The organism is Nocardia sp. NPDC102475 (genome assembly GCF_055584605.1).
On sequence record NZ_JBVJLS010000001.1, the window covers coordinates 174,038 to 196,537 of the forward strand.

The 22,500-nt window shown below is 66.2% G+C and carries 18 protein-coding genes; 11 read left to right on the top strand and 7 right to left on the bottom strand.

Annotated elements, in window-relative coordinates; translation table 11 throughout:
• Window positions 1–115 precede the first annotated feature (115 nt).
• Both aroA and rsgA read left to right on the top strand, forming a co-directional pair.
• The gene (aroA, locus tag ACZ60G_RS00810) at window positions 116–1,426 is read left to right on the top strand and encodes a 3-phosphoshikimate 1-carboxyvinyltransferase (protein ID WP_465806716.1); all 1,311 of its coding nucleotides are present in this window, start codon (window positions 116–118) and stop codon (window positions 1,424–1,426) included.
• Complete coding sequence (gene rsgA / locus ACZ60G_RS00815) at window positions 1,423–2,409, top strand: ribosome small subunit-dependent GTPase A (RefSeq protein ID WP_465806718.1); 987 nt, start codon at window positions 1,423–1,425, stop codon at window positions 2,407–2,409. Before aroA ends, rsgA begins: the two co-directional genes overlap by 4 nt.
• Here the strand turns inward: rsgA and ACZ60G_RS00820 are convergent, their stop codons facing one another.
• Both ACZ60G_RS00820 and secA read right to left on the bottom strand, forming a co-directional pair.
• The gene (locus ACZ60G_RS00820) at window positions 2,410–2,787 is read right to left on the bottom strand and encodes a nuclear transport factor 2 family protein (protein ID WP_465806078.1); all 378 of its coding nucleotides are present in this window, start codon (window positions 2,785–2,787) and stop codon (window positions 2,410–2,412) included.
• 95 nt (window positions 2,788–2,882) lie between these two features.
• Window positions 2,883–5,711, bottom strand: coding sequence for a preprotein translocase subunit SecA (gene secA / locus ACZ60G_RS00825; protein WP_465806080.1), 2,829 nt, complete (start codon window positions 5,709–5,711; stop codon window positions 2,883–2,885).
• Between the two features lie 587 nt (window positions 5,712–6,298).
• Here secA and ACZ60G_RS00830 point away from each other — a divergent pair.
• The 6 genes from ACZ60G_RS00830 to bluB all read left to right on the top strand — a co-directional run bounded on the left by ACZ60G_RS00830 (window position 6,299) and on the right by bluB (window position 13,149).
• Complete coding sequence (locus ACZ60G_RS00830) at window positions 6,299–7,711, top strand: WS/DGAT/MGAT family O-acyltransferase (RefSeq protein WP_465806082.1); 1,413 nt, start codon at window positions 6,299–6,301, stop codon at window positions 7,709–7,711.
• Window positions 7,712–7,718: 7 nt separating this feature from the next.
• Entirely contained in the window at window positions 7,719–8,276 is a 558-nt protein-coding gene (locus tag ACZ60G_RS00835) for a DUF6912 family protein (RefSeq protein WP_465806719.1), read from the top strand.
• A gap of 95 nt (window positions 8,277–8,371) precedes the next feature.
• Window positions 8,372–9,529 carry a ferredoxin reductase gene (locus tag ACZ60G_RS00840; protein WP_465806084.1) on the top strand — a complete coding sequence of 386 codons (1,158 nt, stop codon included), beginning with the start codon at window positions 8,372–8,374 and terminating at the stop codon, window positions 9,527–9,529.
• A gap of 83 nt (window positions 9,530–9,612) precedes the next feature.
• A complete protein-coding gene (locus ACZ60G_RS00845; RefSeq protein ID WP_465806086.1) occupies window positions 9,613–11,025 on the top strand; it encodes a fatty acid desaturase family protein in 1,413 nt (470 codons plus the stop codon).
• Between the two features lie 99 nt (window positions 11,026–11,124).
• Window positions 11,125–12,372, top strand: coding sequence for a fatty acid desaturase family protein (locus ACZ60G_RS00850; protein WP_465806088.1), 1,248 nt, complete (start codon window positions 11,125–11,127; stop codon window positions 12,370–12,372).
• Window positions 12,373–12,513: 141 nt separating this feature from the next.
• Window positions 12,514–13,149, top strand: a complete 636-nt coding sequence (bluB, locus tag ACZ60G_RS00855; RefSeq protein WP_465806090.1) for a 5,6-dimethylbenzimidazole synthase — start codon at window positions 12,514–12,516, stop codon at window positions 13,147–13,149.
• 244 nt (window positions 13,150–13,393) lie between these two features.
• Here bluB and ACZ60G_RS00860 read toward each other — a convergent pair whose 3' ends face one another.
• Entirely contained in the window at window positions 13,394–14,686 is a 1,293-nt protein-coding gene (locus ACZ60G_RS00860) for an acetyl-CoA C-acyltransferase (RefSeq protein ID WP_465806092.1), read from the bottom strand.
• Between the two features lie 524 nt (window positions 14,687–15,210).
• Here ACZ60G_RS00860 and ACZ60G_RS00865 point away from each other — a divergent pair.
• The 3 genes from ACZ60G_RS00865 (at window position 15,211) to ACZ60G_RS00875 (ending at window position 16,947) form a co-directional block, all read left to right on the top strand.
• The gene (locus tag ACZ60G_RS00865; RefSeq protein ID WP_465806094.1) at window positions 15,211–15,915 is read left to right on the top strand and encodes a helix-turn-helix domain-containing protein; all 705 of its coding nucleotides are present in this window, start codon (window positions 15,211–15,213) and stop codon (window positions 15,913–15,915) included.
• 120 nt (window positions 15,916–16,035) lie between these two features.
• Window positions 16,036–16,350 (top strand): hypothetical protein, encoded by a 315-nt coding sequence (locus ACZ60G_RS00870; protein WP_465806095.1) that lies wholly within the window; start codon window positions 16,036–16,038, stop codon window positions 16,348–16,350.
• Between the two features lie 144 nt (window positions 16,351–16,494).
• A complete protein-coding gene (locus tag ACZ60G_RS00875) occupies window positions 16,495–16,947 on the top strand; it encodes a hypothetical protein (protein ID WP_465806097.1) in 453 nt (150 codons plus the stop codon).
• Window positions 16,948–17,019: 72 nt separating this feature from the next.
• Here the strand turns inward: ACZ60G_RS00875 and hpf are convergent, their stop codons facing one another.
• From hpf to mtrB, 4 genes are all read right to left on the bottom strand, one after another.
• The gene (hpf, locus tag ACZ60G_RS00880; RefSeq protein WP_465806721.1) at window positions 17,020–17,721 is read right to left on the bottom strand and encodes a ribosome hibernation-promoting factor, HPF/YfiA family; all 702 of its coding nucleotides are present in this window, start codon (window positions 17,719–17,721) and stop codon (window positions 17,020–17,022) included.
• A gap of 245 nt (window positions 17,722–17,966) precedes the next feature.
• Entirely contained in the window at window positions 17,967–18,611 is a 645-nt protein-coding gene (locus tag ACZ60G_RS00885; RefSeq protein WP_465806099.1) for a ComF family protein, read from the bottom strand.
• 73 nt (window positions 18,612–18,684) lie between these two features.
• Window positions 18,685–20,502 carry an MtrAB system accessory lipoprotein LpqB gene (gene lpqB / locus ACZ60G_RS00890; protein ID WP_465806100.1) on the bottom strand — a complete coding sequence of 606 codons (1,818 nt, stop codon included), beginning with the start codon at window positions 20,500–20,502 and terminating at the stop codon, window positions 18,685–18,687.
• Window positions 20,503–20,504: 2 nt separating this feature from the next.
• Entirely contained in the window at window positions 20,505–22,442 is a 1,938-nt protein-coding gene (gene mtrB / locus ACZ60G_RS00895; protein ID WP_465806101.1) for an MtrAB system histidine kinase MtrB, read from the bottom strand.
• Between the last annotated feature and the right edge of the window lie 58 nt (window positions 22,443–22,500).

Consider the following 22,500-nt stretch of genomic DNA (forward strand, 5'->3'; position numbering starts at 1 on the left):
CCGCCGCAGGCGCGAGTCTCGACGGCTCGGACGCGAGACACCAGGGGGCCGCGAACCCGCGGCGCCGCAGGCGCCGCAAATCAAACACAGCCCAGCCCGTGTGTCCGGTGACGCGATGGGCGAAGATGGACACGTGAGTTTCTGGCCAGCGCCCCATGTCGATGTCCCCGTGCACGCGACCGTGACCCTGCCCGGATCGAAATCGATCACGAATCGGGCCCTGATCCTGGCTGCACTCGCCGAGGGTCCCTCAACCATTTCCGGCGCGTTGCGCAGCCGTGATACCGAACTCATGATCGGTGCCCTGTGCGCATTGGGCGCACGGATCGAGGGCGACGCCGACACGCTGACCGTGACACCCACGCCACTGCACGGCGGTAACGTCGACTGCGGCCTGGCCGGCACCGTCATGCGGTTCCTGCCCCCGGTCGCGGCCCTGGCCACTGGCGATGTCGGCTTCGACGGTGACGAGCAGGCCCGGGTTCGCCCACTCGGCACCATCCTGGAGGCACTGCGCCGGATCGGCGCGGAAATCGAGGGCGACGCACTGCCGTTCACAGTGCACGGCAAGGGTGCGCTGCGCGGCGGCGCGGTCACCATCGATGCCTCCGGATCGTCCCAGTTCGTCTCCGGACTGCTGCTGTCGGCAGCCCGGTTCGACGAGGGCATTGTGGTGCACCACGACGGCAAGGCACTGCCTTCGATGCCCCACATCGAGATGACGGTGGAGATGCTGCGGCGCGCCGAGGTCGCCGTCGATGCCCCGGCCGACAGCCGCAAGGCCCAGACCTGGACCGTCGCACCCGGCCCGATCCGCGCGGTGAACTGGGATGTGGAGCCGGATCTGTCCAACGCCACGCCCTTCCTGGCCGCGGCCGCCGTCACCGGTGGCGAGGTCCGCATCCCGCACTGGCCGCGCCTGACCACCCAGCCCGGTGATGTGATCCGGGAGATCCTGGTTCGGATGGGCGCCGAGGTCACCCGGTTCGACGGTGTGCTGACCGTGCGCGGCCCGGAGCGCCTGGCCGGTATCGATATCGATCTGCACGATGTCGGCGAGCTGACCCCGACCGTGGCCGCCCTTGCGGCACTTGCCGATTCGCCGTCCCGGCTGCGCGGTATCGCCCATCTGCGCGGGCACGAGACCGATCGGCTCGCGGCCCTGTCCACAGAGATCAACCGGCTCGGCGGCAATGTCACCGAGACCGAGGACGGACTCGAGATCACCCCGGCCCCGCTGCGCGGCGGCAACTGGCATTCCTATGCCGACCACCGAATGGCAACGGCCGGTGCGATTCTCGGACTCCGGGTGCCCGGCGTGGCGATCGAGGATATCGGCACCACGGCCAAGACGCTGCCCGGATTCGTCGGCCTGTGGGAGCAGATGCTCGATCCCACGCTCACCGATCAGGGAGCGGCCCGCTGAGACGACGCGATTACGACGAGTCGGATGTCCGGGTGCGCCCGGGCAAGTCGTCTCGTCCACGCACGAAAACCCGTCCGCAGCACAACGATGCGGAACCGGCCATGGTCGTTTCGGTGGACCGCGGTCGCTGGGGTTGCGTGCTCGGCGGCGATCCGGACAAGCTGATCGTCGCCATGCGGGCCAGGGAACTGGGCCGCACCCCGATCGTCGTCGGCGATCAGGTCGACGTGGTCGGCGATCTGTCCGGCAGACCCGATACCCTCGCCCGCATCGTCCGCGTCGGGGAACGCCGAACCGTCCTGCGCCGCACCGCCGATGACACCGATCCGTTCGAACGGATCGTCGTCGGCAATGCCGAACAGCTGTTCATCGTGGTCGCCCTCGCAGATCCGCCGCCGCGCACCGGTTTCGTCGAACGCGCCATGGTCGCCGCGTATGCCGGTGGGCTGCAACCGATTCTGTGCCTGACCAAGCACGATCTGGCCGCCGAATCCGAATTCGCCGCTGCCTTCGACGATCTCGACCTCACCATCATCTACGGCGGCATCGACGATCCCAGCGAACCTGTCCTCGATCTGCTCACCGACCGACTCACCGCCTTCATCGGCCACTCCGGCGTCGGCAAATCGACGCTGGTGAATCGCCTTGTGCCCGATGCGGATCGGGCCGTCGGCGAGGTCTCCGGCGTGGGCAAGGGCAAACACACCTCAACCCAATCCGTCGCCCTGCCGCTCACGCAGGGCGGTTGGGTCATCGACACACCGGGTGTCCGTTCTTTCGGACTGGCTCATATCACGCCCGACGATGTCATCGCCGCCTTCACCGATCTGGCCGCCGCCATCGAGGATTGTCCCCGCGGCTGCACCCATCTCGGTCCGCCCGCGGACCCCGAATGTGCGCTGGATACCTTGCCCGGCAAGGAACGCCGCGTCGCCGCGATCCGCCTCCTGCTGACCGCGCTGAACTCCAACGAATCCTGGTAGTCAGTGCCCGTCGGCCTGTTCAGGAGCGAAGGGCCATTCCTCGAATCGGTCGCACCGACCGTCGGAGTCGAACCGCAATACCCACAGATCCCGCCAGCGCGACAACGTATCCCACCGATATTCCACGCCCACCCGCACCACCGCGGTCGAATCCTCTACCGCGACAACCTCGGCTGCCATCGTGAACGCCTCGTCCGGCCCACTGCGCTCGGCCTCCCAGAACACCTCGAGCGGTTCGAGACCGACGATCGGTTCCGCCCACGGCGACACCAGATACTCGACATCGCGGGTGAACAGCTCCCCGAGCATCGCGGTACCCGGCGCACGCCAGGCCCGTTCATAACCACCGACCCATTTCTCGACAGCGTCCCGGTCCACGCCTCGTAAGCTACTCCGCCGCACCACCCCTCGTGGCCGGTTCACCGACGACGAAGGCGCCCACGGCGCGAGTCCATGGGCGCCTTCGTAATCGATCAGTGCCGACGACGCGTCTTCGGTGCGCGCTTCGGCTTGGCCTGCGCGCGGGCCGCCTCGCGGCGCTCACGGCGAGTGCCGCCATCGCCGTACTCCTCGGCGTCACTGTGCACCGCGGCGTGGCCGCCCTCGTCCGGACCCGAATAGTGGAAGCCGTTGTTGGCCCGGGAATCGCTGATCCCCTTGGCACGCAACGCCGCAGGCGCGCCATTGCCGACCGGCGCCTCCTGGGTGGGCAGTGGACGCGGCGCGGTGGCGCCGACCGGCGAGCGCAGGCCAGGATCGACCCCGACGCCCTCGGGCTGCGGCTGCTGCACCTCGACCTGCAGGTTGAACAGGAACCCGACCGACTCCTCCTTCAGCCCCTCGAGCATCGCGGCGAACATGTCGAAGCCCTCGCGCTGGTATTCGACCAGCGGATCGCGCTGCGCCATGGCACGCAGGCCGATGCCCTCCTTGAGGTAATCCATCTCATAGAGGTGCTCGCGCCACTTGCGGTCCAGGACCGAAAGCAGCACCTGGCGTTCGAGATTGCGCATCGAACCCTCGCCGGCCAGACCATCGATCTGCTGTTCGCGCTTCTCGTAGGCGTCGTGCGCGTCATCGAGCAGCGCTTCGATCAGTTCGTCCTTGGTCAGATCGCCCGCCTCGCCGACACCGGTCTCACCGGTCAGCTCCTTGTAGTCCAGGCTCACCGGGTACAGCGTCTTCAGCGCGGTCCACAGCTTGTCCAGATCCCAGTCCTCGACGTAGCCGTCGGCGGTGGCGCCGTCGGCATAGGCGGTGATCACGTCGGTGATCATCTCCTGGACCTGGCCCTCCATATCCTCGCCGCGCAGGATCCGGTTGCGCTCGCCGTAGATGATGGTGCGCTGCTGGTTCATCACCTCGTCGTACTTGAGCACGTTCTTGCGGATCTCGAAGTTCTGCTGCTCGACCTGGGTCTGCGCGCTCTTGATGGCCTTGGAGACCATCTTCGCCTCGATCGGCACATCGTCGGGCAGGTTGAGCCTGGTCATGATGGCTTCGAGCGCGGCGCCGTTGAAGCGCCGCATCAACTCGTCACCCAGCGACAGATAGAACCGGGACTCACCCGGGTCGCCCTGACGGCCGGAACGACCACGCAGCTGGTTATCGATACGGCGCGATTCGTGCCGCTCGGTGCCGAGCACGTACAGACCACCGGCATCGCGCACCGCGTCGGCGTCCTCGGCGGTCTGCTCCTTGACCCGCTCGAGCGTCGGCAACCACGCGGCCTGGTACTCCTCCGGCGTCTCCACCGGATCCAGACCCTCCTTGCGCAGGATGATGTCGGTGATGATGTCCGGGTTACCGCCGAGCACGACGTCGGTACCGCGACCGGCCATATTCGTCGCGACCGTGACCGCGCCCGGGCGACCGGCCTCGGCGATGATCTCGGCTTCCTTCTCGTGGAACTTCGCGTTCAGCACGTTGTGCGCGATGCCGCGCTTGGTGAACTGCTTGGACAGGTACTCCGAGCGCTCGACGCTGGTGGTACCGATCAGCACCGGCTGGCCCTTCTCGTGCCGTTCGGTGACATCGTCGACCACGGCCGAGAATTTGGCCTCTTCGGTCTTGTAGATCAGATCGGACTGGTCCGCGCGGACCATCGGCTTGTTCGTGGGAATCGGGACCACGCCGAGGTTGTAGATCTGGTGCAGCTCGGCGGCCTCGGTCTCGGCGGTACCGGTCATACCGGAAAGCTTGTCGTAGAGGCGGAAGTAGTTCTGCAGCGTGATGGTGGCCAGGGTCTGGTTCTCCGGCTGGATCTCGACGCCTTCCTTGGCCTCGATCGCCTGGTGCATGCCCTCGTTGTAGCGGCGCCCGACCAGGATGCGGCCGGTGAATTCGTCGACGATGATGACCTCGCCGTCGCGGACGATGTAGTCCTTGTCCCGGTGGTAGAGCTCCTTGGCCTTGATGGCGTTGTTCAGGTAGCTCACCAGCGGCGAATTGGCCGCCTCATAGAGGTTGTCGATGCCGAGCTGATCCTCGACGAACTCCACGCCCGCCTCGTGCACACCGATGGTGCGCTTCTTGATATCGACCTCGTAGTGCAGGTCCTTCTTCAACAGCGGTGCGATGCGGGCGAATTCGGCGTACCACTTCGAGGAGGCGTCGGCCGGACCCGAGATGATCAGCGGGGTGCGGGCCTCGTCGATGAGGATGGAGTCGACCTCGTCGACCACGGCGAAGTTGTGCCCGCGCTGGACCAGATCGTCCAGCGAGTGGGTCATATTGTCGCGCAGGTAATCGAAGCCGAATTCGTTGTTGGTGCCGTAGGTGATGTCGGAGTTGTAGGACTCGCGACGCTCGGCCGGGGTCATACCGGACAGGATCACGCCGACGCTCAGCCCGAGGAAGCGGTGCACGCGGCCCATCCACTCGGCATCGCGCTTGGCCAGGTAGTCGTTGACCGTGACGACGTGCACGCCGTCGCCGGAGATCGCGTTGAGGTAGGCGGGCAGCACACAGGTCAGGGTCTTGCCCTCACCGGTCTTCATCTCGGCGATATTGCCGAGGTGCAGCGCCGCGCCACCCATGATCTGCACCTTGTAGTGCTTCTGGTTCAGCACCCGCCAGGACGCCTCACGGGCCACCGCGAACGCCTCCAGGAGCAGATCGTCCAGCGTTTCGCCGTCCGCGTAGCGGTCCCTGAATTCGTCGGTCTTGGCACGCAGCTCGTGGTCGGTGAGCTCCTCGATCTCGGGACCGAGCGCGAGGACCTCTTCCGCGAGGTGGGCGAGCCGCTTGACCGTGCGTCCCTCACCAATCCGTAGCAACCTCGTCAGTGTCAGCGCAGGCACGGGTCTCGTCAGTCCTCTGGTCGGTGTGTCAAATGTTCGGCCGTCACCCGGGGCGGGCAGTGTGCGCATGGCCCCCGCCGAGCACGGCGGAATCCGCAGCACGCTTCATGGTAATGCGGCATCCATGTTAGGTGCCGATGACCAGCGACATAGCGCCGCATCCGCGCTACCGCCGAGGCGGCAGCCGTTTCTTCTCACCGTACCCGTGTGTCGGCTGTCGGATCCGCTGGCAATCCGATGGACCGGAACCTGTTTCAGCGCGGGTGTCATACGATGTAACTCGTTCGTCGCGCCAGACGCCGCGAGCCCTGTCTACCAGGGACGACCCGTAATCCGACGGCATGTGACGACACCAAGGGGCAGCGCGGCTCAAAAGGCATCCGTTATGCGGCACCCCGATTAATGTGTGCGAATCGAGTTCCTCCGGTCTCGAACCAATGCAGCCTTCCACGGAACCAGACGTGGGTAAAGGGTTGCGCGAATATCGCTGGATATGCCACAGGGGGCAGGACGAACCGTTGTGGGCGACCACAATGGGCGATGAGAAGGCTCGGGTGGGAGCCACATCGGAAGGAGCACCGGGCAGCGTGATCACGAGATTGACGCCGCAGGACGCGTCGTTCTACGGGCTCGAGTCGAGCAGCAATCCGATCCATATCGGCTCTCTCGCGATCGTCCGAGGTAGCGACTCCGCACAGGGGGAAACGGCACTCGACTACGACGGACTGGTCGATCTGGTGGAGAGCAGGCTTTCCCTGGTCCCCCGCTATCGCAGGAAGGTCCGCGAAATCCCGTTCGCGCTCGGCCGCCCGGTCTGGGTCGAGGACAGCCATTTCGATATCACCTATCACATCCGCCGCTCCGCAGTGCCCGAGCCGGGCAACGATTGCCAGCTGCACGATCTGGTGGCGCGGCTGGCTTCGCGACCGCTCGATCAGAGCCGCCCGCTGTGGGAGATGTATTTGATCGAGGGCCTGGCCGAGGGCCGGTCCGCGATCTTCACCAAATCCCATTCGGCGCTCGTCGACGGGGATACCGCACTCGAGATCGGGCACGTCATCCTCGATACCAGCGCATCACCGCGCGGTATCGCCGACGACGCCTGGGTGGCGCCGCGCGAACCCAACGAGATGGAACTGCTGATCGGCGCGCTCACCCACCTGGCCGCGCAGCCGCGCGAGGCGCTCGAGGTGGCCCGCGACGCGAGCGCGCACGCGTTCTCGGTGGTCGAGGCGGCGGGCAAGGCGGTGGATTCGATGGTTTCGGCCGTGCGCGCGGCCACCGTCGGCGCACCCGACAGCCCGCTCAACGCCAAGACCTCGCGCAACCGCCGCTTCGATGTGGTGCGCACGGATCTGGAGGACTACCGCAAGATCCGCAAGCGTTTCGAATGCTCGATCAATGATGCGATCCTGGCCGTCGTCACCGGGGCGCTGCGCAATTGGCTGCTCTCGCGCGGTGAGGCGCTCACCGAATCGACCGTGCTGCGCGCGGTGGTGCCGATGTCGGTCTATGTCGAAGGCATCGACGACCAGCTGAAACCGGCCAGCGAGGTCTCCTCGTTCCTCATCGATCTGCCGGTGGGCGAACCGAATCCGGTGATGCGCCTATCGCATATCTCCCATGCCACCGAGGCCAACAGCAAGCATCGGCGCGGCGTGCGGGCGCGCACCCTGGTGCACCTGGCCGGCTTCGCTCCGGCGAGCCTGCATGCGATGAGTGTGCGGGCGGCGAGTACGTTCGCAGAGCACACGTTCAATCTGGTGATCACCAACGCACCGGGTCCGCAGACCCCGATGTATATCGGCGGCGCGCGGATGCTGGAGATGTATCCGGTGTCGCCGCTGCTGCGCAACCAGGCCTCGAGCATCGGGATCACGTCCTATGACGGACGCGTCTTCTACGGACTCAACGCCGATCGCGACGCGATGGCCGATATCGGCGTGCTGGCCGCGTCGGTGCACGAGTCCATGGAGGAGATGCTCGGTGCCTGCGTCTGAGAACACCATGCGGGTCTATATCCCCGCCACCGTGCCGATGCTGCGTGAGCTCGTCGCGAACCGGGAATTGCGCCCGGTCGGCGGCACCGCCTTCGCGGTCACGCCGACACTGCGCGAGGCCTATGCCTCCGGTGACGACGAAGAATTGGCCGAGGTCGCGATGGCCGAGGCCGCGCGGGCCTCGTTGCGCCTGCTGGCCGCCGAGCGCGAGGAGGCCACCGAGGCGTCCGACGACGGGGACGAGGACGCCGACGACCCCGCCACCACCTACCACAGCCCGGTCTATCGCCGCGCGGTCATCGCCGCCGATGTGACCGGTGCGAAGCTGCGCCCCGACCTCGACGACGCGGTGGTGCGATTGGCCGGACCGATCGGCTACGACCGGATCGCCTCGGTGCACGTCGACCTGGCCGAGGCCGAACCCGAGGTGGCCAAGGCGGTCGATGTGGTCGATGCCGCCGACCTCGGTGACGCCGATGCGGAATTCGTGCTCGGTGATGCCGAGGACCACCAGCTGGCCTGGTACGCCGCCCAGGAGCTGCCGTTCCTGCTCGAATTACTGTGACCGGCAACCTACACATTCCGCACTAACCTACGATGCCGTAACCTGGCTGCGAGGCGGCTTCACCGGTCGCTACGACAGGGAGACGAACGGCGGCAATGGTCTTGAAAAAAGCGGCACTCTCGGTGCGCACGGTCCGGGAGTGGCTGGAGGCGCCGGCGGCGGAAGTCGCCGAACGCGGTGGACGGCTGAACGTACTGCGCGGCGCCGTCGCGCGCGTCACCACGCCACTGCTGCCCGACGACTATCTGCATCTGGCGAATCCACTGTGGTCGGCTCGTGAGCTGCGCGGCCGAATTGTCGAGGTGCGCAAGGAAACCGCCGATTCGGCCACCCTGGTCATCAAGCCGGGCTGGGGCTTCGACTGGAAATACGAGCCGGGTCAGTACATCGGCATCGGCATTCTGGTAGACGGCCGCTGGCACTGGCGCTCGTACTCGCTGACCTGCCCGCCGAACTGGACCGATCCGGAACACCGCGGCAAGCGGCTGATCTCCATCGCGGTCAAGGCGATGCCCGAGGGTTTCCTGTCCAGCCACCTTGTCAGCGGTGTCGCCACGGGCACCGTCGTCCGGTTGGCCGCACCGCAGGGCGGTTTCGTGCTGCCGTCGCCGCCGCCGGAAAAGGTGCTGTTCCTCACCGCGGGCAGCGGTATCACCCCGGTCATGTCCATGCTGCGCGCGCTGGATCGCCGCGACGTGGTCACCGATGTCGTACATGTGCACTCCGCGCGCACCCGCGACGATGTGATGTTCGGGACCGAACTGCGCGATCTGCACGATCGCCGCCCCAGCTTCTCCTCGCATCTGCACCTGACCGATGAGCAGGGCCGGTTCTCCCTCACCACGCTGGACGAACACTTCCCGGATTGGCGCGAGCGTCAGACCTGGGCCTGCGGTCCGGCCGCCATGCTCGACGAAATCGAGCAGCACTGGCGTGCGGCCGACATCAGCGACCGGCTGCATGTCGAGCGCTTCGAGATCGAGCGCTCCGCCGTCGGCGAGGGCGGCACGGTCACATTCGACAAGACCGGGCGCACCGTGGAGGTCGACGGCGCGACCAGTCTGCTGGAGGCGGGCGAATCCGCCGGCGTGCAGATGCCGTTCGGCTGCCGGATGGGCATCTGCCAAACCTGTGTCGTCACACTGACTTCCGGACATGCCCGCGATCTGCGCAATGGTGACGAGCGCCGCGAGGGCGACAAGGTGCAGACCTGTATCTCGGCCGCGGCGGGCGACTGCACACTCGACGTCTGAAACAGCGACACTCGCAGACGCACCGTCAGGGGGGCATCCGACAGGTACCCTCTGAGGTACATCCAGTCAGGGAAAGGGACCTGGTGGCCATCACCGATATCAAGGCGTTTGCCCATCTCACGGCGGCCGACATCGAAACACTGGGGCAGGAACTCGACTCCATTCGACGCTCCGTCGAACTGTCCCGCGGTGAGCGTGATGCGAAGTACATCCGGCGCACCATCGCGGCACAGCGTGGCCTCGAAGTGCTCGCGCGCGCGGTGCTGTTCGGCAGCCGCAATCGATGGGCCTGGCTGACCGGAACGGCGCTGCTGTCGGTCGCCAAGATCATCGAGAACATGGAGCTCGGGCACAACATCAGCCACGGGCAATGGGACTGGATGAACGATCCGGAAATCCACTCCGGCACCTGGGAGTGGGATATGACCGGGCCGTCGGCGCAGTGGCGACGGGCGCACAACTATTCGCACCACACCTACACCAATGTGCTCGGCAAGGACGAGGACCTCGGCTTCGGCATCCTGCGGATGACCCGCGACGAGCAGTGGCGGCCGATCCATCTGGTGCAGCCGTTGGCGAACGTTGTGCTGGCGGCCACCTTCGAATGGGGTATCGCGCTGCACGACTGGGATGCCGAGAAGGAATTCTCGGGCACGCCCAAGAAGTGGAACTCGGAGCCGAACAAGGAATTCGCCCGCAAGGCGGCCCGTCAGGTGGCCAAGGACTTCGTGTTCTACCCGGCACTCACCGGTCCCGCGTTCATGTCGACGCTGAAGGCCAACGCGACCGCCAACCTGGTGCGCAACCTCTGGGCCTACGCGGTGATCTTCTGCGGCCATTTCCCCGACGGCGCCGAGAAATTCGCCATCGAACAGCTCGAGGGCGAGACCAGCGGCGAGTGGTATCTGCGCCAGATGCTCGGTAGTGCCAACTTCAAGGCCGGGCCCGCGATGGCCTTCATGAGCGGCAACCTCTGCTACCAGATCGAACATCACTTGTTCCCCGACCTGCCCAGCAACCGGTATCCGAAAATCGCCGAGCGGGTCCGCGAACTGTGCGACAAGTACGACCTGCCCTACACCACCGGCTCGCTCGGCAGGCAGTATCTGCTGGCCTTCCGGACCATCCACAAGCTCGCACTGCCGGACCGCTTCCTCAAGCGCACCGCCGATGACGCACCGGAGACCTCCTCGGAGCGCAAGTTCGCCGGCGTCTCACTGCCCGCTATGCCGTCGATGCCGAATGCCGAGCGCTGGGCCGACAAGTGGAACGAGACGCACTGGCTGCCCGTCGACCCCGAGACCGGTAAGCGTCGCGGCCTGCGTTCGGCGCTCAACGAGGCCAGGGTGGTGTTGCGGGAAAAAGCCCGACACGAGAAGGAAGTGCTGCGCGAGGCCAAGCTGGCGCTGCAGGAAAAGGCACGTCAGGAGAAGACGACACTGCAGCGAAAGGCCATGCGCGAGCGTGCGATCCGTCGCATCCGACGCCGCCGATGAGATAGCATCCCCGAGCCACGTTTGCAATGCGGGATTTGCCACATTCCAGAGACAGTCCTCACAACCTACGGTCTCGTAACTTACGGTACTGTAACCGCCATGGCGATCTCGGATGTCAAGGAATACGCGCACCTCACCGAAGCCGATGTGGAGGCTCTCGGTGCGGAGTTCGACGCGATCCGGCGCGATATCGAGTCCTCGCGCGGTGCTCGCGACGCGCGGTATATCCGCAATGTCATCCGCCTGCAGCGTGCGCTCGAGATCAGCGGCCGCACGGTGCTGTTCGCCAGTTTCCTGCCGCCCGCCTGGCTCGCCGGTGTTGCCCTGCTCAGCACGGCCAAGATCATCGAGAATATGGAAATCGGGCACAACGTCATGCACGGGCAGTGGGACTGGATGAACGATCCGGAAGTCCACTCCAGCACCTGGGAATGGGATAACACCGGCCCGTCCAAGCACTGGAAGCAGACGCACAATTACCTGCACCACAAGTACACCAATGTGCTCGGCATGGACGACGACATCGGCTACGGCCTGCTGCGCGTCACCCGGGATCAGCGGTGGAAGCCGTTCAATATCGGCAATCCGGTCTACAACCTGGTGCTGCAGCTGTTCTTCGAATACGGCGTCGCGATCCAGCATCTGGAACTGGGCAAGATGCACAGGTTGAAGGAGGGCTCGCCGGAGCGGGCCGCATTCGAGGTCAAGCGCCGCGAGGTGCTGGTCAAGATCGGCAAGCAGGCCGGTAAGGATTACCTGCTGTTCCCGCTGCTCACCGGGCCCGCGTTCTTCTCGACGCTCACCGCGAACCTGACCGCCAATGTCATCCGCAATATCTGGACCAATGCGGTGATCTTCTGCGGCCACTTCCCGGACGGCGCGGAGAAATTCACCAAGGCCGATATCGACGGCGAATCCAAGGGCCAGTGGTACCTGCGCCAGATGCTGGGCAGCGCCAATATCTCCGGCGGTCCGGTCATGCACTTCATGACCGGCAACCTGAGCCACCAGATCGAACACCACCTGTTTCCGGATCTGCCGAGCAACCGCTACGCCGATATCGCGGTGCGGGTGCGCGCCCTGGCCGAGAAGTACGACCTGCCCTACACCACCGGCTCGCTTCCGGTGCAGTACTTCAAGTCCTGGCGCACCATCCTGAAGCTGGCGCTGCCGAACAAGTACCTGCGCGCGACCGCCGACGACGCCCCCGAGACCGCCTCGGAGCGCAAATTCGACGGTGTCACCATGCCGAGCTTCGACCCGGTCACCGGTAAGCGTCGCGGCCTGCGCACGGCGCTGCAGGATGGGCGCCGCCGGTTCGCCCGTCGGGCCGTTTCCGTCGCCTGACGCACAGTCGCACCGAAGGCGCCCACGGAAGTCCGTGGGCGCCTTCGCCTTTCGATGGGCCGGCCATTCCGGGCGCGGCGGGCTCGTGGTATCCGCCTAGGTCTCGGCGGGAGCCCCGTTTGCGGCTGGTTGACTGAGGGTGTGTGTGCTGAAGATCTGAGCGTTTACGAGGCGATCCGGATGCGGCGGGATGTACGGGCCGAGTTCACCGGTGACCTCGTCGACGATGCGACGCTGTGGCGGATACTCGATGCCGCACATCGCGCGCCCAGTGTCGGCAACTCGCAGCCGTGGGACTTCGTCGTGGTGCGCGAGCACGCGACGCTGCGGAAGTTCGCCGACCACGTCGCACAGAAGCGGATCGAATTCCGCGACGCACTGCCGCCGGATCGGGCGGCGACCTTCGACCCGATCAAAATCGAGGGCATCACCGAGAGCGGCACCGGCATCGTGGTCACCTACGACCACGACCGCGGCGGCCCCCAGGTCCTCGGCCGCGCCACCGTCCCCGAAACCGGCATCTACTCGACGGTCCTAGCCATCCAGAACCTCTGGCTGGCCGCCACCGCCGAGCAGATCGGCGTCGGCTGGGTCTCGTTCTACGACGCCGAATTCCTCACAGACCTGGTCGGCCTACCCGACGGCATTCGCCCCGTCGCCTGGCTGTGCGTCGGCCCGGTAGACGAATTCCAACGCGTCCCCGACCTCGAGCGCTTCGGCTGGCGCACCGGCCGCCCCCTCACCGAAGCCGTCCACCAGGAAACCTTCCGCGCCTGAGCTGATCGAGCGCAGTCAAATGGCTCTTCGGACTCATCCAGGGTAGTCAAATGGCGGCTCAAAACCCCACCACCAACCACCATTTGACTACGCTCGGCGAACTCTCGAGAACGCAACCACAGCCGGTCGACTGCGCTGGGAACTGCGGGCCTGCGTACCCAAGTGTGGGAGGTAAGCCACGCTTAGCGAAACCCACCCCTCGCCCCGATGGTCGAATCCGGCGGCACAGGGGTAGAGGCGGCAATCAGACGCTTTCCAGCACGGCCGACGCGCCGATGCCACCCGCCGCGCAGATGCCGAGCAGGGCGGAGTTCTTTCCGGAGCGGGCCAACTCGTTGGCCATGGTGGTGACCATGCGTGCGCCGGTCGCGCCGAACGGATGTCCGAGCGACACCGAACCGCCGTGCACGTTGAGCTTGTCGATATCGATCTCGCCGACCGCGGTGTCGCGATCGAGGCGGGTCTTGGCCCACTCGTCGCTGTTCAGTGCGGCGAGCACGGACAGCGTCTGGGCCGCGAATGCCTCGTGGATATCGACGAAATCGATATCGCCGAGCGACATTCCGGCCTTGTCGAGGGCGCGCGGCATGGAGATGGCCGGCCCGATCAGCACCTGATCGGCCGGGTCGACGCTGACGTAGCTCCAGGAGCGGAAGGCGGCCAGCGGACGGTAGCCGAGGGCATGCGCCCGCTCCTCACTCATCAGCAGTACGGCGGACGCGCCGTCGGTGAGTGGGCTGGCATTGCCCGCTGTCACGCTGCCGTCGGGGGCGAAGACCGGCTTCAGCTTCGCCAACTTCTCGGCACTGGTATTCGCGCGCACCAGTCCGTCGCGCGTGACATCCGCGCCTTCGGGGGTACGCACCCGCAGCACCTCGTCGTCGAAGCGGCCCGAATCGATGGCCGCGGCGGCCCGGTGGTGTGAGCGCGCGGCGAATTCGTCCTGATCCGCGCGGCTGATCCCGTGGATGCGGGCCATCTTCTCGGCCGACTCCCCCATCACCTCACCGGTGGTGCGTTCGGCGATCTTCGGTCGGCTCGGCAGCAGATCGGTGAAGGGCGCGAGCTGACGCGCCGCCGCCAGATAGTCCTTCGGCTTCGGCTTGCCAAGTGCGAGCGGCGCACCGGCGTGCACCAGCTTCTGCGGCAACTTCACCTCGGCATTACTGGTCGAATCGCTGCCGCCGGCGATCATGATGTCGTATTCGCCGCGCTCGATGGCCGCCGCCGCCGAGGTGATCGCCTGGAGTCCGGAGGCGCACGCCCGCGTCACCGTGTACCCCTCGCACCCGGGGTCGAGACCGAGATCCAGTGCGATCTCCCGCGCGATATTCGGTGCGACACTCGGCAGAATCACTCCGCCCCACACGATCGCCTGCACCTGGGCGCCGGGCAGGCCGGTCCGCTCCAACAGCCCACGCACCGCGGCATCGGCCAGCGCGATCGAATCCATCCGCGTGTAATCACCGAACGCCTTGACGAACGGCGTGCGCGCACCCGAAACGATGACAGCACGGCGAGCAGCACTGGTAGCCATGGGATGCTCATCCGCCTCTCCGAATATTCAGGCCATACAAGTCGTGAGCCGCGACATCAGCGTTCAGGTCCTGCGTTGGATGCCTAGCCGGGTTCTGGACGTACCCGGCGAGTTACCCATTTACTCACGAAATCAATTGTCGCCTATGGATCCACTGACAGCACCCGCGAGCGCCCGGCTCAGCGATCCCCTCCATCGCCGCTGAGCCGGGCATTCTCCACCGTCCCGCTGCGCCCGATTTCGCAAGCACATGGGTAACTCCTCGGGCACGCCCGAAAGCGGACCCGGCACTCAACCGCCGGCCCGCGACGAAACTGTCGGGGCACCCCGCGCCGGCAAAAAGCCCGGGGAGGCGGATGAGCGGCGCCCTGTCCCGGCGAACGCCCCTGCTCGTCCCGGAACCCGCAAGGTCGACGTCGACACCACTTGGCGCGAGGAAACAGTAGCAATCTTTCTATTAGTTTTTCAAACCTTTTCCATGAAGTTGTCATCTCTACCAAAGAACCTCTAGCATGAGGCTCACTATGCAAAGCCCTTCGGAGCTGTCGCGATATAAGCGCTTCGGCCGAATCATCAAGGAACGCCGCGACGAACTCGGCCTCACCCAGATGCAGATCGGCGATCTGGGAGGGCCCTCGGCGCCGACGATCCGCAAGATCGAAGACGGCGATGCGACCATCAGCACGCACACGCTGAACAAACTCGACGCGCCGCTGCGCTGGCTGCCCGGCAGCGCGGCGCGCACCTATGCGGGCGGCGATCCGACCACGCACGAGGTCGCGACGCACACCCGCAGTACCGACGAGTCGATCGTCTCCGGACCCGACTCGATCCGATTCGAACTCTCCGACCTGACCGGACTGCTCGCCGCCGCCGGTCGGCTCAACGATGCGGTCGAGCGCGGCCGGACCACCGAACCCCATGTGGTGGCGGCCATTTCGGATCTCAACGGGGTGGTCTCCCGGCTCTCCGCGCGCTATGCCACCGCAATGCTGGAACGCAACGGCGGACCGGGAAAAACGCTGCATCCGTTGGTCGCAATGGCGTTCTCACATCTGCTCGACGTGCCCGCCGAGTCCAGCGACCCCGCCGACCTGGAGGAACGCCGCTATCGCCGCTGGCTGGCCGGACGCGCGGAGGATGTGGACGCCGGCACCGAGGGCCGCTTCCGCGCACGTTGGCTGGCGGCCAATCCCGGTGCGGCATCTATTCGAAACGGCAAGCAGTAGAGGGCAGTACAGATGATCGACGATGCGACGAGCCGAGCGCCACTGACACTGAGCCACAAGTTGAATCGACTATTCGCGACCGTGCACCCGCGGTCGGAGCCAGAGCGCACGACGGCCGCGGTGGCCGAACAGGTTGGTGCGCAATTGGGCCGCACCATCCGCGAGGATCAGCTCGACCGGTTGCGGCGCGGCGAATTCGACTCGGCGCCGGTCGGATCCGAACTGCTCAGCGCCATCGCACAGTGCTTCGGCGTGAGCGCCGACTATCTGACCACCGCGGGCGCGGCGGCCGCCGCGATCGATCGGGAACTCGAATTGCTCGCCACCATGCGCGATGCCAATGTCGCCAGCATCGCGCTGCGCGGATCCGATGTCGATCTCACCACGCTGACCGCGCTCATCCACCGCGCGGATCAACCGGCCGAGCGACCGTAGACCGGGCAGTTTCCGAACAGTCGGTAGCATCGTCGGTTGCATGGGCGGGACCGCAGCGCTGTAGGAGATTACCGACGAATGCCGGGTATGGAGAACCGGTTCCGGGAAGTATCCCGGGACGTACCGATACCGTCCCCGTGGAATATGACCGCATATCTCGATGCCGTCGCCGACCACCGCGGTCGCACCATCACCCTGCACCCGGTCGACACCGCATTGCTCGCGGGCACCGGCTGCGGCACCGGCAGCGGTCTGTGGATTGCCAAGCGCGACAACGACATCATCGTCTACGGCGCCGACACCACCGAATGGCATGCCGAGCACATCATCGTCCACGAACTGGGTCATATGCTGCTCGGCCACGGACCGGAATCGGGGGCCGAAACCCCCGCGCCACAACCGATGTCGGCCCTCGCGGACCTACTGCCCTCGATTTCCCCGGAGTCCATCGCCTACGTGCTCGGGCGCAGCGATTACGCATCCGCCCGCGAACGCGATGCCGAAACCTTCGCCGACCTGGTCATGTTGCAGGCCATGCGCCCGCAGCGCCGAGATTCAGTGCTGCACAGAACCTTTTTCCGCGAACGCAGGCACTGACGGCAGATACACAAATTCTCCGGGTATTCAGCTCATGCGCTGAATACCCGGAGAACGAGGGTCAGCGCTGTACTACGCGAGCCGGATCAGGCCGTAGTCGAATGCGTGGCGACGATAGACGACAGACGGTCGGTCGGTCTCTTTGTCCTGGAAGAGGAAGAAGTCGTGCCCGACGAGCTCCATCTGGTAGAGGGCGTCGTCGACCGACATCGGGGTCCCGGAATGGACCTTGGTTCGGACAATATGGCCGGGACCGGCCGCGTAATCCGGGGATTCCGTTTCGTGCCGGCTACGTTCGCCCTCGGGATGCTCGTGTGCGGTGGCACCCTCCGCCTGGGCGAACAGTGAGTCATCGATCAGATCGGCGGTCGCCTCGGCCACCGAGACCGGGGTCTTGTCCCCGTAGTGGACGCGGCGGCGATCCTTGGTTCGACGCAGTCGACTCTCCAGCTTTGCGGTCACCGATTCGAGGGCAGCGTAGAAGCTGTCCGCGCATGCCTCCGCCCGGACGACCGGGCCCTTGCCGCGCGCGGTGATCTCGACGCGCTGGCAGGCCTTACGCTGACGACGATTGCGTTCGTGGAACAACTCCACATCGAAGATGAATATCGACGGATCGAAGCGTTCGACACGGGAGAGTTTCTCCGCGACGTAAATTCGGAAATGGTCGGGAACCTCCACATTGCGGCCCTTCACCACGACATCGCCGCGCGGCGCGCGAGGTCGGTCCGCTGTGGATTGCTCTGTCGCATCCAGGGTGCTGTCATCGAGCACCGAGGCCTGTGTTTCTTTCACAGCGAGGGCGTCTTTCACTGAAGGTCGTGAAGAAGTCGTCACGCGTACCTCCCGGATATGGCCGCACAGACCAACGTGCGTGCGGCGGGATGAGCCGTGCCGATTGACAATCTCTCGGCACATGATGTCCGAGGCGCCACCTCCAAACTCCCGGTTCGGGTGTGTGATCGCGACGCTAGTACGTCAACGGGCGGTCCGCCACTGTTCACGCAAATTTCCCGGAGTCAAGCCGAACACGTCACCAGCACCGCACGTACCGGCACCCCGATCCGCTCGAGCGCCCGCACTGATTCGCGGGCAGTAGCGCCGGTCGTGAGCACATCGTCGACCAGTACGACCTCGGCATCCGCCGCGATCTCCGACCCGGCTCCGGTACCTCGCCGGGCCATGATCCGACCGCGCAGATTGTGTTGCCGCTCACCGACTGTCAAGCCCACCGAATCGCGCACACCCCACCACACCCGCAACATCGGTATCACCCGGCTATCCGGTAGCCACCGCGCCGCCGCCCGTGTCGTGCGCACTACCGGATCTCCGCCGCGGCGGCGCGCGGCCACTCGCCGACTCGGCGCCGGGATCAATACCAGTGGCCGCCGGTCATCGCGCAGCCGCGCCAGACCATCGGCAAGTGCCAGCCCCACCGGCTCGGCCAGATCGCGACGCCCGTGCTCCTTCGCCGCGAGCACCGCCCGCCGCGCCGGACCCGCGTACGAGGCGAGAGCCCAGCACGGCACACCCGGATCGGCGCGTGGCCACACCCGCATCGGCGGCTCAGCCAGGGTGGCCGCACAGTCCGCACACCAGCCCACACCCGCCACACCGCATCCGGCACAGGCCGTCGCCAGGATCAGATCCAACAGGGTTCGCATCGCCCGAGTCTGCGCCCACCCACCGACAGATTCGCGAATATCGGTGTCGCAGTATTCGTTTCGGTGCCGACGATCAGCCGGGTAGCACCGGGACCGAGTTGTCGCCGTTGAGGCCGGGGACCTCGCGCCAGAACCGATCGGAGGTCTGCTCGCTGTACTGCAGTTGGAGCACCGCACGCGAGTCGCCGACGTACTCGGTCTCCGGCGAGGCACTGACCACCCGGACCGGCGCGGTCAGATTCTGGCTGGTCTGCGGAGCGAACTGGGATCCGTCGATGGAGACGGTCGAGAGCGGATCGACATTGCCCTCCCTGGCAATGACGATGGTGTCCGCGGTGAGCCAGCTCAACGAAACCGCGCGGGTGCTGAGTGAGAGCGCGAGCGGCACGGGCGAGGTGAGCGCGTATTTGCCGTCCGGGCGTCGTTCGACCACAGCGAGATAGACCTTGCCGTCGGCGATGAGCGCCGCGCGCACACCCGAGCGCGATACCCGCAACTCCGTGATCGGCAGCCGCAGCGCCGATCCCTGTGCCGAGGCCATCAGGGCCGAGATGTCCACATCCTGTACCGAGACGTTTCCAGTGGCGCGATCGTTGACGGCGCGGATGACCCGTTCGCCATCGATCACGGCCCAGGCGGCGGTGCCGTCGGCATTCCAGGACGGTCGGCTGATGGTGGAGCCCTCGGCGACCGGAAAGGCGTTGCCGCCGTAGCTGCCGACCATCAGCGTGCGCGGCGGCTCCGGCGGCGGACGTCCGGCATCGGCGACGGCGGCAACCAACTGGCCATCCGGGGAGAGTGCGACCGACTGCAGATTGTTCACCGTACCGAAGTAGCCGGGCGGTGTGATCATCCCGCCGTCGGTGACCTGCACCAGCGAGCCGTTGCGCAGTGCGTGCAACCCGATCTGGTTGCGCGCGTAGACAGCTGGGCTCAGCTGTTCGACATCGGCGACCGACCAGCCGTTCGCGGCGAAGCGATCGTCGAATGGTTTGCCGTCGGCGAGCAGCATGTACGGTCCGAGGATTTCCGCACCCGCAAGCGTGAGCACCACCTGTCCGGCGAGGAGTTCTTTATCGCGCGGGGACAGCCCGGACGCACCGGCGAAATCGATCCGCACGCCGCCGAGCCCGACACCGACGTCGTTGTCGTCGTTGTTCGGCCTGGTGATCGGGCCGCGCAGGGTCACCGGGGGTGCGAGTTGATTGCGCACGACCGAGGTGAGCGCAGGCTGGGTGCCCTCGGCCAGCAGGCTGAGCAGGCGCTGGGCCAGCTGGTTCTTGGCCACTGAGATCCAGCGCAGATCAGGGACGGCGGTGGTGCCGGTCGGGTCGATGAAGTACAGCACGTAGCGGCGGTAGGACTTGGCGAAGGCGGTCTGCTCCATCACCACGCCGTCGGGCAGCTCATCGATGCGCCATTCGCCGTCGACCTTGGTCATTTCGATCTTGTTTTCCAAGGGCGCATCGATGGCCCGATAGGCGCCGTCGGCGGCCAGTTCGCCGACCTTGTGCGCCCGGATCACATAGGTCGCCTTATCACCCGAGCGCGATTCGCGCAGGGTATCGGCCCTGTCCACGATCAGCGTGCCCGCCGTGTCGTCCCACTGCGCCGATGCCGACGGTGTCATGTACTGCCGTGCGGCCAGGTGCCGGTTGGCCGGATCCGCGGTGGCCTGCAGGAAATCGCGGAGCAACAGGTCCGGATCGCGACCGCCGATGGGCGGCGGCGGACCGTCGGAGGTGGGCTGGCGATTGATGGTGCCGAGTGCCTGCGGTGCGGAGGATTCCGGCAGGCTCGCGCATCCGGTGAGTACCAACAGCGCAGCTACGGCCGCCGCACCCAGCGCGGACAGCCGGAGCGAGGTGCGCCTCGGATACCAGCTACGCATCCTCATGACTGTACGTCCCCGCCGTCACCTGGCACGCTGTGCCCGGTCTGCTTCGGTTCGGTGGATTCGGTTTGCTCGTCCTCCGGTCCTGTGCCGTTGGTGAGTCCGGTCGACCCGACACCGTTCGAGTCGTCCGCTGCATCGGTGTCCGTCGCTTCCGCGGCAGTTCCACTCGGCAGCGCTTCGCCACCGTTGGTCTCGACGCGGATCACCGGCAACTCGGTAACCGTGGCTTCGGCTTCCGACTCGTCGGCGGCCGGATCCTCGACCGGTTCCGGATCGACCCGCGGCGCGGACAATGCCTTGCGCAGCACCGGTTCCAGCGGTAGCGGGCTCGCTCCCATCTTCTTGCCACGCACCAGCGGCAGGGTGAGCCGGAAGCTCGCGCCGATACCGATCTCGCCCCACGCCTCGAGCTTGCCCTCGTGCAGATTGGCGTCCTCGACGCTGATCGACAGACCGAGTCCGGTGCCGCCGGAACGCCGCATCCGGGACGGGTCCGAACGCCAGAACCGGTTGAAGACCAACTTCTCCTCACCGGGCCGCAGGCCGACGCCCTGATCGCGCACGATCACCGCGACCGCATTGGCCTCCAGATCGCCGCGCATCCGAATCAGCACCGGCTTGCCCTCGCTGTGGTCGATCGCATTGGCCAGCAGATTGCGCAGCACCCGCTCCACCCGTCGCGGATCGACCTCGGCGACCAGCGGCTCCTCCGGCATATCGATGACCACCTCGACACCGGATTCCTTGGCCAGATGCCGCACGGTCGAGATCGCCGCCCGCGCACACATCCGCACGTCGAGCGATTCGACCTGCAGTTCGGCCACACCGGCGTCGTGACGGCTGATCTCGAGCAGATCGTTGAGCAGACCCTCGAAGCGGTCCAGTTCGGTGACCAGCAATTCGGAGCTGCGGGCCAGCGCCGGATCGAGATCGTCGCTGCTGCCGTGGATCAGGTCGGCCGCCATGCGGACGGTGGTCAGCGGGGTGCGCAGCTCGTGGCTGACATCGGAGGTGAAGCGACGCTGCAGATTTCCGAATTCCGCCAACTCGTTGATCTGGTTGGACAGACTCTCGGCCATCTCGTTGAACGCCTGGGCCAGCCGCGCCATATCGTCCTCGCCGCGCACCAGCATGCGTTCCTTGAGCCTGCCGTCGGCGAAGCGGCCCGCGATCCGCGCGGCCGAGCGGATCGGCAGCACCACCTGCCGGGTGACCAGTGCGGTGATCGCGGCCAACAGCACCAGCAGCACGACGGCGCCGATCAACATGGTGCCGCGCATCAGCGACAGGCTGCGCTCCTCATTGGCCAGCGGGAAGATCAGGTAGATCTGCAGCGTCGGAATCTCCGCGCTCGGGCTGCCGATGATCAGCGCCCGGCCGTGGTAGCCGTCCGGATCCGCGACCGTGGCGAACTGGTAGCTGACCTGGTTGCGCGCGACGAAGCGGCGCAGTTCCTCGGGCACCTCCTGGATCGGCCCGGTCGAGATCTGCTGCTGCGGGGTACCGCCGACAATGCTCAGCGCGGAATCGAAACTGCCTGCGACACCGGTTGATTGGCCGGTCCCGCCGCGGTTGGACAGCGCGTTGCGGGCATCGATGAGCCGCTGCTGCTGCGTGCCGATATCGTGCACACCCGCGAGCTGGCTCTCCACCGTATTGCGGGCGCGATCCATCTCCTCGACCGCGCCGTTGATCTTCGCGTCGATCAGCCGATCGGTGATCTGACTGGTCAGCACCACGCCGAGGATCGTGATGACGATCAGCGACAGGGTGAGTGTGGACACGATGACGCGCAACTGCAGCGAACGCCGCCAAACATGGCCGAGTGCGCTGCCGACTTCCTTGAGCCAGGCGACCACCGGCGCGAGGGACCGTTCGAGGCGCTGCACCACACCGGGCGAGGCGGTCGAACGATCCGCGTCGCCACCGATCACGGCTTCGCCTCGCCGGCGCTCGGCTGCGCCGTTCTCGCGAACGCTGTGTCTTCGGTTC

Bases quoted from the DNA above. Each gene is read 5' to 3' on its own strand.
- aroA (WP_465806716.1), top strand. From the start codon at position 116: ATGGGCGAAGATGGACACGTGAGTTTCTGGCCAGCGCCCCATGTCGAT.
- ACZ60G_RS00835 (WP_465806719.1), top strand. From the start codon at position 7,719: ATGCGGGTCTATATCCCCGCCACCGTGCCGATGCTGCGTGAGCTCGTC.
- ACZ60G_RS00840 (WP_465806084.1), top strand. From the start codon at position 8,372: ATGGTCTTGAAAAAAGCGGCACTCTCGGTGCGCACGGTCCGGGAGTGG.
- ACZ60G_RS00850 (WP_465806088.1), top strand. From the start codon at position 11,125: ATGGCGATCTCGGATGTCAAGGAATACGCGCACCTCACCGAAGCCGAT.
- ACZ60G_RS00860 (WP_465806092.1), bottom strand. From the start codon at position 14,686: ATGGCTACCAGTGCTGCTCGCCGTGCTGTCATCGTTTCGGGTGCGCGC.
- ACZ60G_RS00865 (WP_465806094.1), top strand. From the start codon at position 15,211: ATGCAAAGCCCTTCGGAGCTGTCGCGATATAAGCGCTTCGGCCGAATC.
- ACZ60G_RS00875 (WP_465806097.1), top strand. From the start codon at position 16,495: ATGACCGCATATCTCGATGCCGTCGCCGACCACCGCGGTCGCACCATC.
- ACZ60G_RS00885 (WP_465806099.1), bottom strand. From the start codon at position 18,611: ATGCGAACCCTGTTGGATCTGATCCTGGCGACGGCCTGTGCCGGATGC.
- lpqB (WP_465806100.1), bottom strand. From the start codon at position 20,502: ATGCGTAGCTGGTATCCGAGGCGCACCTCGCTCCGGCTGTCCGCGCTG.